The following is a 16,459-nucleotide window of genomic DNA, read 5'->3' on the forward strand; positions in this document are numbered from 1 at the left end:
TCTATAAACTTGCTTAAGATTTACAGAAGTCTTATTCTTAATTCAAATTAAAATATTATCTCACAAAAGCATTTGCCATTCCACCGTCTACATTTATAATATTTCCGGTAGACTTATCTAATATTCCTACTAAAGAGAATACTCCGTTAGCAATATCATTTGGTGTAATAATTTCATTTAGCAAGTTTCTTTTTGCATAGAAAGCTGGTAATTCTTCTACAGTAATACCGTTTGCTTTTGCTCTACCTTCGGCCCAAGCACCTTCCCAAATTTTACTTCCAACAATTACTCCATCCGGGTTTACAGTATTTACTCTAACTTTATCTTTAGCTAATTCGGCAGCTAATAAACGTACCATGTGTTGTTGCGCAGCTTTTGCTGTTCCGTAGGCCACATTATTAGGTCCTGCTACTAATCCGTTTTTACTTGCAATTGCAATATAATCTCCTCCTAAACCTTGTTTACGAACAATTAATGCAAATTGCTTTGCTAAATCGAATTGTCCTTTAACTAAAATACTTTGTAATATATTCCAATCTTTATCTGTAGTATCTGTTAATGGTTTAGATATAGCTAAACCAGCACTGTGAACAATCATATCTACACCACCAAACTCTATAATTGCTTTCTTATAAGCACTTGCAATAGAATCTGTATTAGTAACATCACAAACAGCATAAGAAGAAACATCTCTTGCATACGTTGCATTCGCTTCTACTAAAGCTTCTTCATTAATATCTGTTAATACTACATTTGCACCTTCGGCTGCTAATTTATCTGCTATAGCTTTACCAATACCACCACCAGCACCTGTAACAACTGCTACTTTTCTAGACAATGGCTTTTCTTTTGGCATTCGTTGTAATTTTGCCTCTTCTAATAACCAGTACTCAATATCAAAAGCTTCTTGTCTTGGTAAAGAAGTATACTCTGTAATAGCTTCTGCACCGCGCATTACATTAATTGCGTTGATGTAAAATTCACTTGCAACCCTTGTTGTTTGTTTGTTCTTTGCAAAACTAAACATACCAACCCCTGGATATATAATTATAACAGGATTCGCATCTCTAATTGCTGGACTATTATCTTTTTTACAAGTATTGTAATAATCTGCATATTCTTGACGATATGCTGCAAACGCAGGCTCTAATTTTGCTAAAATAGCTTCAGAATCAGATAAATCTTCATTTTTATCTAAACTTAAAACTAAAGGTTGAATTTTTGTTCTTAAGAAATGATCTGGACATGAAGTACCCATTGGAGCCAATCTTTCTAAATCATGACTATTAATGTATTGCATTACAACATCTGTGTCAGAAAAGTGACCAATCATTCTATTTTCAGAAGAACATAAACCTCTTAACAAAGGCATAATTTGAGCTGCTTTTTCTAAACGTTCTTCTTTAGGTAAACTTTCTACTTTTTGACCACCAAAAACTTCACCTTGTTCTTTTAATTTTTGTTCTATATATTCAGAAGCCATTTCAATAACTTCTAAACTGTTTATATAACACTCATAAGATGTATCTCCCCAAGTAAATAAACCATGACTACCTAAAACAATACCTCTAATTCCTGGATTGTCTGCTAAACATTTTTCTAGCTGTAGTCCTAAATCGAAACCTGGCTTTTGCCAAGGCACCCAACCCATTGTGTCTCCCCAAATTTCTTTTGTAACTTTTTCGCTGTCTTTTGCTGCAGCTACTGCTATTAAAGCATCTGGATGTAAGTGATCTATATGAGCAAATGGTAATAAACCATGTAAAGGTGTGTCTATAGAAGGTGCTTTACTATTTAAATCGTAAATACAATGATTAAATAAGCCAACCATTCTATCTTCATCATGTAAGCCTTGGTATACATTTTTCAAATCACGCAATCTTTCTGTGTACAAACCTGCAATTCCGAACGTGTTAAAGTACCAATATCTCCACCGAACCTTTAACCCACATAACTTCTACATCTTCATTAGTTAATGGATCTTTCTCTATAGTTTTACAACTTGTGTTTCCTCCTCCATAATTTGTAATTCTTAAATCAGACCCTAAGATGTTTGAGCGATATAAAAATAATTCTACTTGATTATCTCCAAGAGATAAGGCTTTTTCTTCGTCCCATAAATAATCAACGTATTTAAAACTTTGTTTTGTTTGTTTCATTGTTCTGTAAGTGATAAGTTATAGTTCAAATATAGATTTCAATATAAACTTTTGTATCCTGTACTATACCGCAATAAATAAAAAATGAGATAAATACTTAAATTAACCTATAAATATACATTTAGTTTTAATTTTTAAACCCTTAATTATTTGTAAGATTATAGTTTTTAGGAAGTTCTTTATGGTATTCTGATTATTATTATAACGCTTTTATTACTTTTGGTTTATTAACACGTTTAAAAAACAATATTTTTCTACATTATGGATATGTTAAAACTTATAACAATTGAAGAAAGCTCTAGGGTACCAAAATATCAACAGATTATAGATTCTATTATTCATAATATTTCTCGCGATAAACTTGTTATGGATCAAAAAATCCCTTCAATTAACATGCTTAGTGAAGAATTTAATTTATCTCGAGATACCGTAGAAAAAGCATATAGTATACTAAAAGAACGTAAAATTATTACTTCTATTAGAGGTAAAGGGTTTTATATATCTAGAACAAAATTAATATCTAAAGTTAATATTTTGTTTTTGGTAAATAAATTAAGCTCATACAAATTAAGAACTTACAATCACTTTATAGATAGTATTGGTGCTAATTCTCATACAGATTTGCACATCTATCACTGTGACGAAACGTTATTTTTAAACTTAATAGAAAAAAACAAAAGAGCTTACGATTATTTTATTATAATGCCTCATTTTAAAACTGAAGACTCTAAACATATTAGTTTACCGAGAAAAGGTTTTAAAAACAATACAAAAAATTCCTAATGAAAAATTAATCATCTTAGACAACATAAAAGAAAATATACATGATAGCTTAATACAAATTTATCAAGATTTTGAAAATGATATATACAACGCACTTAACGAAGGCGTAAACAAAATTAAAAATTACAAGAAAATAATTTTAGTATATCCAGAAAAAGCTGTTTATCCTTATCCTAGAAGAATACTGCATGGTTTTAGAAAATTTTGTGTTGAGCATAATTTAGATTTTGAAATACTTGACAAAATCTACGATGACATGATTTTAATAAAAGGAGATTTATTTATTACCATTGAAGAATCTGACTTGGTAAACTTAGTAAAACAAGCTAGAGAAGACGAATTTAAACTAGGTAAAGATATTGGTGTTATTTCTTACAATGATACTCCGTTAAAAGAACTTTTAGGAATTACTGTTATATCTACAGATTTTAAAGTTATGGGAGAAACTGCTGCAGAAATGATCTTAAATAAAACTAAAGGTAAAGTTAAAGTTCCTTTTAATTTTATTGATAGAGAATCTCTTTAATAACTTTTTAATTGAATGCTAGAAGGACTATTAACTGTAATCTGATTTGGTAATTTAGTTAAACTTCCTGTTTTTATATTTCTTTTAAAGATTGTAATATTATTTGTAAACTGATTAGCGACTAATAAAAAATTGCCATCATCAGAAATCGCAAAATTTCTAGGATGATTTCCTGCTGTATCTACATGCTCTATAAGTTGTAATTTTCCGTTATTTTTATTGATAGAAAACACAACAATAGTATTTTCTTACGCCCACGATTAGAAGCATACAAAAATTGACCATCTGGAGAAATATGAATATCTGCTGTTCTGTAAATATCTTGTTTTTGTTGATAAGTAGCATAATCTTCAATAAAATCTAAAGATCCATTATTATAGTTGTATGCATCAACTTTACCACTTAATTCGTTAACTAAATATCCAAATTTCCCATTAGGGTGAAACACAAAATGTCTTGGTCCACTACCTGGTTTAACGTTAATTACTTTGGGGTTTTCTAAAGAAACTTTTCCTTGATTATTTTCAAGTTGAAAACCTCTGATTTTATCTGCACCTAAATCGTGCCCAAAAACATATTTATCATCAGGAGAAAAATTAGCAGAATGCATATGAGAAGATTTTTGTCTACTTTTAATGACGCTGCTATCTTTAAATTGTAACAGTTGAGTTGTTTTTGTTAGACCACCATCTTCTTTTATTTTAAAAAGACTTAAAGTACCATCTGAATAATTAGAGTTTACTAAATAACTTCCGAATTATCAATTGCCAAATGTGCAGGATTTAATCCTCCACAATCTTGCATATTTAACAACTCTATTTTAGAATTTATTGCGTCTACTTTAAAAGCAGCAACTTTACCATTGTGTTTCATTTGGCTATCTACCACAGAATATAAGTAATTACCATCTTTAGAGATTTTTAAAAAAGACGTATTTGTAATATTGTTAAGTGTAAAAGTTAAATTAGCTTCTCCTGTTTCTGTATTAAATTCATAAACATGAATACCTTCTCCAGGTTTTTTATCTGTAAAACTTCCAATAAAAAGTAACGTTTTATTTTGAACTGTTTTACATCCAAATAAAAAAACTGTTGAACACAAAAATAAGATTGTCTTTTTAAACATAAGATTTAATATATATGTTATAATCTGTTGTAATTTCTTCACTTTTCTTTATTTTAAAAAATCTTTTCCCCACTTTTCTCTTAATTCTAAAGCCAGTGCTTTTACTTTTTCTTGATATGCTGGCTTTTCAGCTAGATTATCTAACTCTAAAGGGTCTGTTTTGTGGTCGAATAACATTCTTTCATAAGCAATACCATCATCTTTTGTCCACTCTGTGTAAAATAAATCGCCCTTAATCAGGGTTACAGCATCTTTAAATTTAGATACTGCCCAATCTTTATCTGAGTCTTTACCATTAATGATTGGCACAAAGCTTTTCCCTTCAACAGTATCAGGAGTTTCTAAACCAATTAATTCTGTCAAACTCGGATAAATATCGATATATTCTGTAATGGCTTCTGTTTTTGTTCCTTTAGTTTTCCCTGGAACTTTAATGATTAATGGCGTTCTTAAAGCAGTTTCAAACGTAACATGTTTACACCATAATTTATGGTCGCCTAAATTCCAACCATGATCTCCCCATAAAATTACAATAGTATCGTCTTCTAATTCCAAACGTTTTAATTCGTCTAAAACCAATCCTATTTGAGCATCTACATAACTTACACAGGCATAATAACCGTGAATTAATTCTTTTGCTAAATTTTCAGGTATTTCTCCTTTTCTAGGGATGTTTCCATAATTGCGCAACTCACCAAAATTATGAAAGACTTTCGTAGGAGTAGATTTTGGTTGGACATAACTTTCTGGTAATTCAATTTGATTTCTATTATACAAATCCCAATATTTTTTTGGCGCATTAAAAGGTAAATGTGGTTTCATAAAACCTAATGCCAAAAAGAAAGGTTGTTTACTATTTTTAAGTTTTTTTAAATCAGTAATTCCTTTTTGGGCAATTTTACCATCAAAATAAGCGGTATCATTTACAGTTGCCATTTCAAAAGCACTTGCACCTCCCATAGCTAAATTGGCTTTACCATTTTCCACTATATTTTTTTCTAATTGATAATTTCTAATATTTCCTTTTGGAAACCATCTTTCATTCCAAGAAAGGCTATCGTCTTCATTTGTATGGTAAATTTTACCTGTTGAAATTGTTGTGTAACCATTTTGTTTTAAAAGCTTTGGTAAAGAAATAGCATAAGGCACATCCACATCTGCTCTAGTTTTATAGTTTATAAAACGATGTCTTGTAGGTCTCATTCCTGTTAATAAACTCGCTCTTGAGGCACCACAAACAGGAATATTGCAATAAGCTCTTTCAAATACAAGGCTTTCACTAGCCAATTTATCCGATTTGGAGATTTAATGTGTTTTGCTCCATAAAAATTTAACTCTGGTCGTAAGTCATCAACCGCAATAAATAAAATATTTTTTTGTGTCTTTTTTGTATTAATAGCAACTTCTTTCTTGTCTGTTTTACAAGAAATTAATAGAACACTAATTATTAAATAGTGTAAAAAAAGTTTAGTTATTGTTTTCATATCTCTGATTATTACCAATGTTTTATAATCTTATAATCTTCTTCTAATAATGTATTTTTTATCGAATCAGGAATTTTTCGTCTTGGTGTATCTTTATCTAATTTAAAACCTCTATTTCCTTTTGCTGTAATTAAAGGCATATTTCCTTTTTCTTCATTTAAAAAGTCACTTTGAGTTTTCATCCAGCTAAACAAATCTTTTACCAATTTTTCTTTTATTAATTTTAACTCAGGATTATTAACTATGTTTTTTTGCTCAAAAGGATCATTCTGCAAATCGTATAATTCTTCAAAAGGTTCATGCTTAAAAGCATTAGCTCCTCGTTTTATAAAATAATCTACATTTGATTTTCCTGTTAAGTTTTCTTCTACAACTTCTAAGGAATTAAAATTACGAATGTATTTATAACGCTGATTACGAATCATTCTTGATGGGAAAACTTCTGAATTTAAAATATTCTGATTGGTTCTAACTCCATAAACATATTTATTGACAGCAACATCATTTCCTTTTAAGATTGGTAAAAAACTCTTACCATCAATATCTTGTACTGGTTTACCTCCTGCAATATCCATAAAAGTTGGCAACACATCTGTATAATGTATCAACTGATTTGATATTGTTCCAGCTTTAATCACTTTTGGCCAACGTACTACAAAAGGTACTTTTAAACCAATATCTTTTAATGTAAATTTCCCTGAAACACCATGATCTGCACTGTAAATAAACAAAGTGTTATCGTTTAAATGTTCATCCACAAATTCTAATACTTTTTCTATTTGGGTATTATCTTCTGCAATACTTCTATAATAACCTGCTTTTTCTGGATAAAGGCTTTATCATTTTTTTTACTTTCATTAAAAGGATAAAACTTAATATCTTCAGTTTTTGCGTTTTCTACATCAAAATATTTTCCATGTGGGTATTTTGAGGTGATAAACATACAAAATGGTTTTTTGGTTTTCTTGAAATACGCTTTGATACTATCTAATGGAATATAAGCTCTTGGAACATCTTTTTTAGGAACTGGCAACCATTCTTTATCCCATTGGTAAACACTAGAAGGTTTTACATGACTTTTTCCAGCAAGTACCACTTCATAACCCAACTTTTTCATTTTAGAAGTTACACTTTCAATAGTTGGTCTTGTTGCAGTATGATTTGCAAAACAACCATTTTTAACAGGGTATTTACCTGTAAAAACCTGAGATCTACTTGGTGCACAAATGGTTTGAGCTGTAAATGCATTGGTAAATAACATTCCTTCTTTTGCCAACCTATCTACTGCTGTTGTATTTACTTTTTCATTACCATAACAACCATAATCGTACACATCTTGATCGTCTGCTAAATAAAATATGATGTTGGGTTTTTCAATCTGATTTGCATCAACTTTAGCTACATTGTTAGATTTATTGTTGCTAATACATCCTATAAATGCTATACTTATCACTACCAAAAAAGGTAAAATCAAAGACTTTTTATTCATTTCTTAAATTCTATTATTGATACTTTTTTACACCTTCTACTTTAGGATAAGGCACTTTTTCTTTGTTTTTAACCCAAGTTCCTGTTGGTGCATTATTGGTTGCTAACCAAGCTAACATATCTGCATTCATTTGCAATGCTATTTCCATTTCTTTGGATGTAGGATTGTTTAAAATATTTCTTTTTTCTGAAATATCTTTAGTGATGTTATACATTTCAAATTCTTCAGTTTCATAAAAGTAAAACAACTTAAAATATTCTTCTCCTACTCTTGTTTGAATTAAAGTTGATGGAGAAAAACGTTCATCCATATATCCTGGAAGATGCCAAAACAAATTATTTCTTGAGATTCTTTTGCTTTTCCTGTTAAAACTTTTGCAAAAGAAGCACCATCATATTTAGGCTTGCTTCCATCTTTCTTTTTTAATGTAGCTAAATCAACTCCAACTAATTCTGCAAAAGTGGGTAGAAAATCGATACAATGTACTGCTTGATTGGTTATCGAATTTTCTTGTATCACATTTGGATATCTGAAAATTAATGGAACTCTAAGACCACCTTCTGTTAAATTTCCTTTTTTGCCTTTCAATGGCGTATTTTTAAATAATCCTCCATTATCAGAATAAAATATAAAAATGGTGTTTTCTGTGATGTCATCTTCATAATCTCCATCTCCATTTGGATCTTTCAAAGCATTATTTATTTTCCCCACATTTTGGTCTAACAATTCAATCATAGAAGCATATTCTGCAATTCTTGGTTTTAAGCCGCGGTTCAAATACTTTTCTGTTAAATCTTTTCTGCCAGTAACATCAGAATGAACTGCGTGAAAAGGAATGTATAAAAAGAACGGATTTTCGTCATTTGCTTTTTCTTTGATATAATCTACAGAGAAATCTCCAATTGCATCTGTAAGATGTTTTGGAGTTCCTTTTAAAAGAGACACATCTGCTCTTGATTTATAAGGATTTAAAATCGTATTAAGGTATTCATTATCATAAGGTTTGGCATATTTATCTACAAATTCTGAATTAAACGTCCATCCTTTTTTATCGGAATTTAGTGCTAAATAGAAAGATTTTGTTCTTTTCCCTTTAATAGGAGCCGCTATAATGTGATGAATATCTGCTGGTAAATCTATACCATAATCACCTTTTAAAGGATGTGGAGTTCCGTGACTTTTACCCACTAATGCTGTTTGATAGCCTTTTGTTTTTAAAACATCAAACATATTGATACCATCTTCTGCAATTACTTTTTTTGCTTGAAAGGCTCAATAAGTACATTTGGAAATCCTTTGGTTCTTTTATCTTGTCTTTTTAAAGACCCAACATTATACACCTGATTATCTATACCTGTTGCATATTCCCCACTAATTAAAGCAGCTCTAGATGGTGCACAATTTTGATTGGTATACGCGTTTGTAAAAGACATTCCTTGTGTTGCCAATTTATCAATTACAGGCGTTTCGTAAATTTTTGAACCATTATTCTTATTCGTATTTCCTGTACTTATATCAACCCAACCTAAATCATCTGCAAAAATAAATACAATGTTTGGTTTTTTTGATCAATTTCTTTCGTCTTTAATTTTGATGTGCTACAACCAAATACAATAAGGATTACAAAAAAAACTGTATTTTTTTAGATACTAATTTCATTTTAAAATTTTTAATATTTAGTGAGAATCAACAACCTTTGCAGACTTTGCTTCTTCTTCATTTACTCGTTTTTTTTGATTTACAAAATAAGGTTGAAATGTATAGTTGGATTTTGCATCCCATTTTACATTTATTTTAGGCAGAAGCTTTTTCATTTTCTCAATTTGAGATTTGTATTTCGGGTTTTTAGCTTCATTAGTCCATTCATTAGGGTCTATGCTATGATCGTAAAACTCTTGAGTTCCATCTTCATATCGAATATACCTATATCCATCCGCTTTCACTGCATGATTGTTCATCCCAAAAGTTGTTAAAGCATAAGAACTGTCAATCTCTAAATCATTTTGCATCATATCCACTAAACTGTATCCTTCATTTCTTTTGTAAGCAGGCAAACCACTTAATTCTAATAAAGTTGGATAAATAGACAGCATTTCTACAGGAGCATTAATTTTTTTCCCTTTTGGCAAATTTGGAGCTGCAAACATTAATGGAGCCCTTGTTGCTGTTTCCCAAAGTGCGTGTTTTGCAAATGTTCCTTTTTCTCCTAACCTATATCCATGATCTGACCAAAGTACAATTACAGTATTATCTGAGTGTTTACTATTTTCTAAAGCGTCTAAAACTCTACCCAATTCATAATCTACATAACTAATACATGCCAAATAAGCTTGTACAATTTTTTTCCATTCGCCACTTTCTTTTGCCCATTCTGTTGATGGCATCATTGGTAAGTCGTTAATTTGCAAACCAACAGGCGGAATATCATTTAAGTCATTTGATTTATAAGGTGGTGTTTGAATATCTTCTAAAGGATATAAATCGAACCATTTTTGAGGTACATACAAAGGAACATGCACACGTAAAAAACCTAATCCCATAAAAAATGGTTTGTCATATTCTCTGCGCAAACGTTCTGTAACCCAATTTACAGATTGATGATCTGGCATTAAAGAATCTTTTTCTGGAAAAGCGCCCCAATCTGTACTGGTTCTACCATATTTCTCTTTTTTAGATTTTGATGTTCCTAAACCATCCCAAACAAAACGTTTTTTAGGATAAGGTCCAAAACCTCTTACACGTCCTCCAGATTCATTAAAAACACTATCAGGAGCATGAATATGAAATAGTTTTCCAATACCCATGGTGTGATATCCATTTTGCTCAAAATATTCGGGCAAAAACGTAATCTCTTTTGTGGATTTATTTCCTGGTCTTCTAATTTTATTATCTGGCGTCATCCCATAAATACCAGTGGTTGATGGACGTAAACCAGTCATTATAGATGCTCGTGAAGGACCACACAAAGGAGCTTGTACATGGGCGTTTGTAAATGTAACTCCCATTTTTGCAAGTCTATCAAAATTAGGTGTTTTTACGTTTGAAAAATTCTGAATTGGACTAATCCAATTGTTTAAATCATCAACAGCTATAAAAAGCACATTGGGTTTAGTACTTTCTTGGCTTTTAATATCTTTTGTGTTTGATGTACATGATACTATAAATACAACAATCAATAAAAAAAGTAAATTTTTCATGGTGATTTCTTTTAAATCTATGTTTTTAGATTACTTAATAATTAATTTTCGTTTGTATTGTTTTCCTTGTTGATCGCTAATTACCACAAAATACAATCCGCTTGAAATTTTATTTTCTTGCGTATTAACCGTTATTCTATCAAGAACAGTATCATTATAATATACTTGGCTGCCTAACATATTGAAAATACTAAGGTTTGTCCAAGTCATATTTTCTGATTTTATAGTAACAAATTTCGATGCCGGATTTGGGTACATCAATATTCTAGCTTTATCAACTAATAAATCATCTAATATTGATAACGTTTTTAATTTTAATTCAAAAGAATCTAAATCAAAACCATAATCTAATAAGTTAAATCTTAGTACATGAGTTCCTGCTTCTATATCAAAATCACCAATTGTTTCTGTTAAGTATTTACCAGAACCTGTGTTGGTTAATACAATATCGTTTAAAAAAGTAATATTTTCATCAGGAAAAGAAACTGTTAATTGTTTAAATGAAGGACTTCTTCTTGTTTGATGGGTTACTTCTAACTCGTAATTTCCAGATTGAGCTGCATCAATTGTAAACTCTAACCATTCTCCTGATTTTATGTCTCTAACAATTTGACCATTTGAACTAATATCAACCATTTCATTAGGTCTAAACGAAGAACTGTTTTGGTTTTTTTATCCCAATAAGCAATATCAATACCTCCATGATCATAATGTTCAAACTCTATTTTTTTAGGAATTGAATGTGGTTTATTATCTGAAGTATATGCCCATTGATTAGGAGTTAAAACGGTCAATGCTCTTTCTTCTAAATTACCTTGTGCATCTTTTGCTTCAATTTTAAGTAAATAGGCAGGTTCTGTCATATTTGTTAATTCCGGTATAGACGACCATTCAAAAGGAGCCTCTGTTTTAGTGCCTACATTTACATCGTTTATAAAAAGAGTTGCCTCTGTAAAATCGCTTCCAACAATAGCTTTAACAGTTAAATTGCTACCTTTAGGTATTTCTTGATTGTTTTTCAAATCTTTAAAACCTAGAATTCTACTAGAATCTGCTTCAACTTCAATTACTTTTTGTCCTTTTTTAGTTCCATCTGCAGTTAAAGAATGTTCTCTGTAAGTTAAACTTGTACCTTTACCAATATATAAAGTAACAAAGGCTTTGCTTAAATTTTGTTCATAACGAACTACTGCAAAATGACCTGTAAACCTAATTCCAGCATCTGGAATAGTTACTATTTTTGAAGCATCTTCTTGACAAAGTACATAATCAATTATAACTTTATCTCCTATTTGACTTTTAACTTTCGCACCAACAATAACCTCTCCTCTGTACAAATGTTCTACAGATTTTACGCTTGAATTTGTAGACTTAGAAGGTTCAAAAATATGCACATAGGGTTTATCCCAAGCTTCACCTTGTTGTCTTATGGCAACAATTTGTGTTTTCTTATTAATATAGCCTCCTTTTGCTTCACGAGTTGCTGGCCCAAGTGCTTTTGTGTATTCTCTGGGTACTCCAGCAGGCGCAAACATATTCATATATGTATTCGTTTCATTTAAATCAAAACGAACCTGAATAGCTTTATCTGTTGATGTTGTTACATTTGTATCTTCGAAAAACCTCCATCCTGGAGATTTTTGTAAATCACCAATATCGTTTTGATATCTTGTTGTTGGAGAAACTGAAACTTCTGTTCCGTCCATTTCCATAATATTTGTAACATCACCTAAATTGTGATAGATGTAATCATGAAAATTATTAGTTCCTAAAGATTTAGAACGAAACATATCAAAATAATAACCTGTAGTTTCACTGGTTCTAATGGTGCTAAGTGTTCTTTTTGTTGATCGTTATTTACAGTATCATCTAAAAACTGTGTTGCAAAACTAAAATTTGGGTTAATAGGATCTTCTAAATGTTTTGGTTCTGCAGCTTCATTTACAGTTGTGTTCATCCATAAATAAGAATCTGAATTCCAAGAACCAGGCTGTATACCATGGGTTGTTCCGTTAACAATCATTGTGTTATTGCCGGCGTGTCTCCAAAAATAATTGGTATGTTACGGCAATTTTCTTTCTGCAACTGTTTTAGGTAATCCTGCATTTGGTGCCATAATATAATCTGCTCCATACAATTCCATAGTAATACCTGTACAATGAGAATGTACATAATGTGCGCCACCAATAATGCCTGCAAGTCCAAAATCTTTATTATTCTCTTTCACATAATTACGCTGTAACGCTACACCTGCATGCTTAATTATTACGGTTGGTTTTTGAAAGTCGATTTCTCCTTCAATCGTATCAGGAATATTAATTCCCCAAAATAACTGTTCAAAAGCATCATAATTACCAAAAGTACTTATTGGCGCAGACGGATTATATCCTCCTTCTGTATCATAAGCCTGTTTTAAAGCTACCTTCGCTTTTTGTTCATATTCTGAGAAACCTCTTCTATTAGCTAAATTTAAAGTAAAACGATACAATTGCTTTGTTCTATCTATATATCTTTTTGAATCGCCATATTTTACAAATAATCTATTAGGCATTCTTAAATTATCAAACAAAAAATTTCCATCAAGAATATGCATGTTATTTTCCATCACATTCAATTCTGGTTTTAGCTTGTCTACAACATTTAGTACTTGAGTTACTGCCGACATAAAACTATAACTAACTGCTTCGGCCAAATACCTTGTTCGCCAAACATTGGCAAAATAGTTTTGGTAAACGAATTCTGATGTTTGGTACCTACATTCCAAAATACATTAAACATCCTTTCTCTTTCTGTGTCATCTTCTACACAAAGAATACTGTATAACACTCCTGGAGCTGTTAAAATAGGATGATTACTTACAGTTTTACCGTATTTACTGTCATTGCCTGCATGCTCTTGCAAACCATTCATAGCAATATTATAAACCGCTTTTTGAGCTTTTATATTATCAAAAGCTATTTTAGTTCCTGTTGATTTTTGATATACTCCGGTTGCTGAATCTTTTAAATAATTCACCATAAAATCATAAGCAATCGCAAACTGCGCATATCCGAACGTGGATCGTAGAAATGGCTACCACTCATTGCTGTATTACTAGGATTTCTTGGAGCAAGTTGTTCTATATAATACCATAAAATATCCGCAGCAAACTGTGCATATTTTTCTTCTTCTGTAATATGATAAACCATCGCTGCATAAGAAGCATAATTTAACACTTTTGAATGCGCACCATTTGTAGTAGCTTGACTTTCTGACAAATTATCATCAGATGCCAAAGCTGGTATGGTATTTAAGATTGAAACAGGATTTGTTAAATGGGTATTTACTTTAGATTCTATTGCTGCTTTTGCTTTTGCCACAATACTTTTTGCCCAATCATAATTATCAATTTTAGACAAAACTTCTGATTTTTCTGCATTTGTTGTCCAGATTATTGGATGTTGTAAGGATTGCCCTGACAAGAAAAAAACTTTAAACAAAACGAATACTACAATTAAATTTTTCATTTTTTATTTAAATTTATAATATCAACTTCCTTTTTAGCTCTTTTAATAGGGCCATTATCTCCCAACAAATACATTTTTCTAAAATCTGTTCCTTTTTCTTTTTCTCCAACTATAATTCTAGCATCTGAATGTGCATTTTTGATAAGAGATGAGATAACAAAATCAGAGTTTTTTCTTTGTAAAAAAACCTTGTTCTTTTTAAAAGTATCACCACCATCAAAACTATCCCATCTAGCAATTTCTCCGACATCATTATTTGTTTCACTCTCTAAGTAAATACTCACTTCTGTTGCAGATTTTACTTCTAAATCTCCATTTCCTCTAGGAAGATTAGCATTCTTACTTTGTAACCACTCTTGTCCATTCCATCTAAAATGTTGTAAACGTTTAGGTCCGCTTCTTTTGGCTCCTATATCTGGACCAACCAACACACAAACTTGTGGTTTTCCATCAGGATCAACATCGGCAATTCCTTGAAAAGTCCAATCATCAGATATTTTTTTTACCAAAGTTTTTTCATCTGCCATTTCTTTGGTTAACGGTATTTCTAAAGGCTCATTATTAACATTTCTCCATTGCTTTGTATTTGTATCAAAAAGCATGTAATACAAATGATGTCTTTCTGGAATGTGCCCTCTTTTATCTTGAGCGTTTTTATTATCTCTACAAATATGATAATCAAATGCTACAATAATATCATCTCCGTTTCCTTTACCAACCCAAGGATACCAAGAATCTTCAGCTTCAATATTTGTTCTTCTTTTGTGTTTTAAAAAAGAAACTGGCTCATCAAAAGTAACTCCATTGTCTGTAGATTTTTGATACACCCAATCACTTCTATGCGCACCATGCCTGTAAAACAAATACATATCTCCGTTGTCCATTTTTACAAACTGACTGTAGGTACCAAATAACGAAACATTATCTAAGGTTTCCCAAGCAGAAATGTCTAATGGTTTTTTAGAAACAGCATGCAGGTTTTTTCCATAATGATGGTTTCCTAAAGGATTTTTTCCATCTGACGGTCTTCCTCCATGTCCACCAAATGCAATATGAATATAACCAGCATCATCAATAAGTAATGCAGGTTTACCATGATTATCTATTTTCTTTTTACGATTCGGATCTTTACCCATTTCACTAATACCCGCTTTAAAAGGGCCTTTCCATTCTTTGGTTTTGTGATTGTAAGATGCTACATAAGGATCTTCCAAAGTTCCTTGATACGCTACATATGTAACTCCCTTATGATAAACGCCGGAAGGATGCTGTACAATAGCCACTGCATTACCAAAACCGTTATTGGCAAAATAATCTACCGTTCCGTCTTTATTTTCTACTTCTGAACTTACTTTTTTATTAACATTACATCCTACTAAAAAAAGCAAAAGCAGATTTTAAAAATTAATTCTTTTTTTATCATTAGTTTATCGATATTTTTTAAAAACTCTAAGTTTAACAGGACCTAAAAGACCTGATGTTAGCAATTCATCATTTTTATGCCAATGTTTCCAAGATGAAAACGTGGTTCGTTTTGATGGACGTTCTGTGGTATTTAATAACCAATCTGGTAGTTTTTTTAGTTTATTTCCTCTTCGTTCATAATCTAATGGCAATCCTTCATCACCAATTAATTTGTTTGGCCATAAGTTGGTCACTTTTACTTCTATAACATTTGTACCTTTTTTTACAAAGCCATCAAGATTAGTTCTAAAAGGTGGTTTCCATAAAGTGCTTACTTTTTTTCTATTGATGATTACTTCTGCAATAACAGCTACACTTCCTAAATCTAATTCTAAACTTTTATCTTCTTTTAATAAGTCTTCTTTAAGTTCAAATTCTTTAGAATAAGTTGCTGTTCCTGAAAAGTGTTGAATACGTTCATCTTTATGATTTGACCAAGAATTTAAATCAGTAAAGGTTTTATTTATACTATTCTCTGAGTTCAAAGGGAAATCAACTTGCCATGAATTTGATAAATCAATAGGATCTGACATTGAGTTTACTACTACTGTTTTCGTTTCTCCATCTACATTTGTATGCGTAATTTTACCTGCATTTGGTGTTATCCATTGGATAACATCTTCATTAAACACTAACTCAGGTTTTGGCGTATCTTTTGATAGTTTTAAAATTTGACCTTTAGGAATAAACATCGTGCGTTCTTTCCCATCTTTTTTGTAGGTAATT

The 16,459-nt window shown here is 31.0% G+C and carries 17 protein-coding genes and 3 pseudogenes; 1 reads left to right on the plus strand and 19 read right to left on the minus strand.

The features are described 5' to 3' along the window. Positions 1-55: 55 nt before the first annotated feature. Positions 56-2,159: pseudogene (locus tag ACZ1HD_RS16160) on the minus strand (bifunctional aldolase/short-chain dehydrogenase). A gap of 267 nt (positions 2,160-2,426) precedes the next feature. Here ACZ1HD_RS16160 and ACZ1HD_RS16165 point away from each other — a divergent pair. Continuing rightward, positions 2,427-3,468, plus strand: a pseudogene (locus tag ACZ1HD_RS16165) (GntR family transcriptional regulator). Here ACZ1HD_RS16165 and ACZ1HD_RS16170 read toward each other — a convergent pair. The 18 genes and pseudogenes from ACZ1HD_RS16170 to ACZ1HD_RS16255 all read right to left on the minus strand — a co-directional run bounded on the left by ACZ1HD_RS16170 (position 3,465) and on the right by ACZ1HD_RS16255 (position 16,425). Continuing rightward, entirely contained in the window at positions 3,465-3,701 is a 237-nt protein-coding gene (locus tag ACZ1HD_RS16170; protein ID WP_472688017.1) for a lactonase family protein, read from the minus strand. The pseudogene ACZ1HD_RS16165 and the gene ACZ1HD_RS16170 overlap by 4 nt on opposite strands. Beyond that, positions 3,659-4,593 (minus strand): annotated as a pseudogene (locus tag ACZ1HD_RS16175) (lactonase family protein). Before ACZ1HD_RS16175 ends, ACZ1HD_RS16170 begins: the two are co-directional and overlap by 43 nt. A gap of 48 nt (positions 4,594-4,641) precedes the next feature. After that, positions 4,642-5,880 (minus strand): sulfatase, encoded by a 1,239-nt coding sequence (locus ACZ1HD_RS16180; protein ID WP_472688018.1) that lies wholly within the window; start codon positions 5,878-5,880, stop codon positions 4,642-4,644. Next, on the minus strand, positions 5,802-6,077 hold the full coding sequence (locus tag ACZ1HD_RS16185) for a hypothetical protein (RefSeq protein ID WP_472688019.1): 276 nt from the start codon (positions 6,075-6,077) through the stop codon (positions 5,802-5,804). Before ACZ1HD_RS16185 ends, ACZ1HD_RS16180 begins: the two co-directional genes overlap by 79 nt. Positions 6,078-6,088: 11 nt before the next feature. Then, positions 6,089-6,835, minus strand: a complete 747-nt coding sequence (locus ACZ1HD_RS16190) for a sulfatase/phosphatase domain-containing protein (RefSeq protein WP_472688020.1) — start codon at positions 6,833-6,835, stop codon at positions 6,089-6,091. A 17-nt stretch (positions 6,836-6,852) separates the two neighbouring features. Next, a complete protein-coding gene (locus ACZ1HD_RS16195; protein WP_472688021.1) occupies positions 6,853-7,566 on the minus strand; it encodes a sulfatase-like hydrolase/transferase in 714 nt (237 codons plus the stop codon). Positions 7,567-7,579: 13 nt separating this feature from the next. Further along, positions 7,580-7,876, minus strand: a complete 297-nt coding sequence (locus tag ACZ1HD_RS16200) for a hypothetical protein (RefSeq protein ID WP_472688022.1) — start codon at positions 7,874-7,876, stop codon at positions 7,580-7,582. Continuing rightward, the gene (locus ACZ1HD_RS16205) at positions 7,846-8,796 is read right to left on the minus strand and encodes a sulfatase-like hydrolase/transferase (protein WP_472688023.1); all 951 of its coding nucleotides are present in this window, start codon (positions 8,794-8,796) and stop codon (positions 7,846-7,848) included. The genes ACZ1HD_RS16200 and ACZ1HD_RS16205 overlap by 31 nt, the downstream gene beginning before the upstream one ends. Before the next feature lie 20 nt (positions 8,797-8,816). After that, positions 8,817-9,119: a sulfatase-like hydrolase/transferase gene (locus ACZ1HD_RS16210; RefSeq protein WP_472689382.1), complete on the minus strand. Its 303-nt coding sequence runs from the start codon at positions 9,117-9,119 to the stop codon at positions 8,817-8,819. A 123-nt stretch (positions 9,120-9,242) separates the two neighbouring features. Next, on the minus strand, positions 9,243-10,763 hold the full coding sequence (locus ACZ1HD_RS16215; RefSeq protein WP_472688024.1) for a sulfatase: 1,521 nt from the start codon (positions 10,761-10,763) through the stop codon (positions 9,243-9,245). A gap of 30 nt (positions 10,764-10,793) precedes the next feature. Then, on the minus strand, positions 10,794-11,399 hold the full coding sequence (locus tag ACZ1HD_RS16220) for a T9SS type A sorting domain-containing protein (RefSeq protein ID WP_472688025.1): 606 nt from the start codon (positions 11,397-11,399) through the stop codon (positions 10,794-10,796). Next, complete coding sequence (locus ACZ1HD_RS16225) at positions 11,357-12,553, minus strand: hypothetical protein (protein WP_472688026.1); 1,197 nt, start codon at positions 12,551-12,553, stop codon at positions 11,357-11,359. The genes ACZ1HD_RS16220 and ACZ1HD_RS16225 overlap by 43 nt, the downstream gene beginning before the upstream one ends. Continuing rightward, entirely contained in the window at positions 12,532-12,786 is a 255-nt protein-coding gene (locus ACZ1HD_RS16230; protein ID WP_472688027.1) for a hypothetical protein, read from the minus strand. The genes ACZ1HD_RS16225 and ACZ1HD_RS16230 overlap by 22 nt, the downstream gene beginning before the upstream one ends. A gap of 39 nt (positions 12,787-12,825) precedes the next feature. After that, a complete protein-coding gene (locus ACZ1HD_RS16235; protein WP_472688028.1) occupies positions 12,826-13,455 on the minus strand; it encodes a hypothetical protein in 630 nt (209 codons plus the stop codon). Continuing rightward, a complete protein-coding gene (locus ACZ1HD_RS16240; RefSeq protein ID WP_472688029.1) occupies positions 13,416-13,781 on the minus strand; it encodes a hypothetical protein in 366 nt (121 codons plus the stop codon). Before ACZ1HD_RS16240 ends, ACZ1HD_RS16235 begins: the two co-directional genes overlap by 40 nt. Next, entirely contained in the window at positions 13,775-14,269 is a 495-nt protein-coding gene (locus ACZ1HD_RS16245) for a hypothetical protein (protein WP_472688030.1), read from the minus strand. The genes ACZ1HD_RS16240 and ACZ1HD_RS16245 overlap by 7 nt, the downstream gene beginning before the upstream one ends. Continuing rightward, entirely contained in the window at positions 14,266-15,657 is a 1,392-nt protein-coding gene (locus ACZ1HD_RS16250) for a BNR-4 repeat-containing protein (protein ID WP_472688031.1), read from the minus strand. Before ACZ1HD_RS16250 ends, ACZ1HD_RS16245 begins: the two co-directional genes overlap by 4 nt. Before the next feature lie 39 nt (positions 15,658-15,696). Next, complete coding sequence (locus ACZ1HD_RS16255) at positions 15,697-16,425, minus strand: glycosylhydrolase-like jelly roll fold domain-containing protein (protein ID WP_472688032.1); 729 nt, start codon at positions 16,423-16,425, stop codon at positions 15,697-15,699. Positions 16,426-16,459 lie beyond the last annotated feature (34 nt).

The organism is Polaribacter sp. HA6-7 (assembly GCF_055693625.1).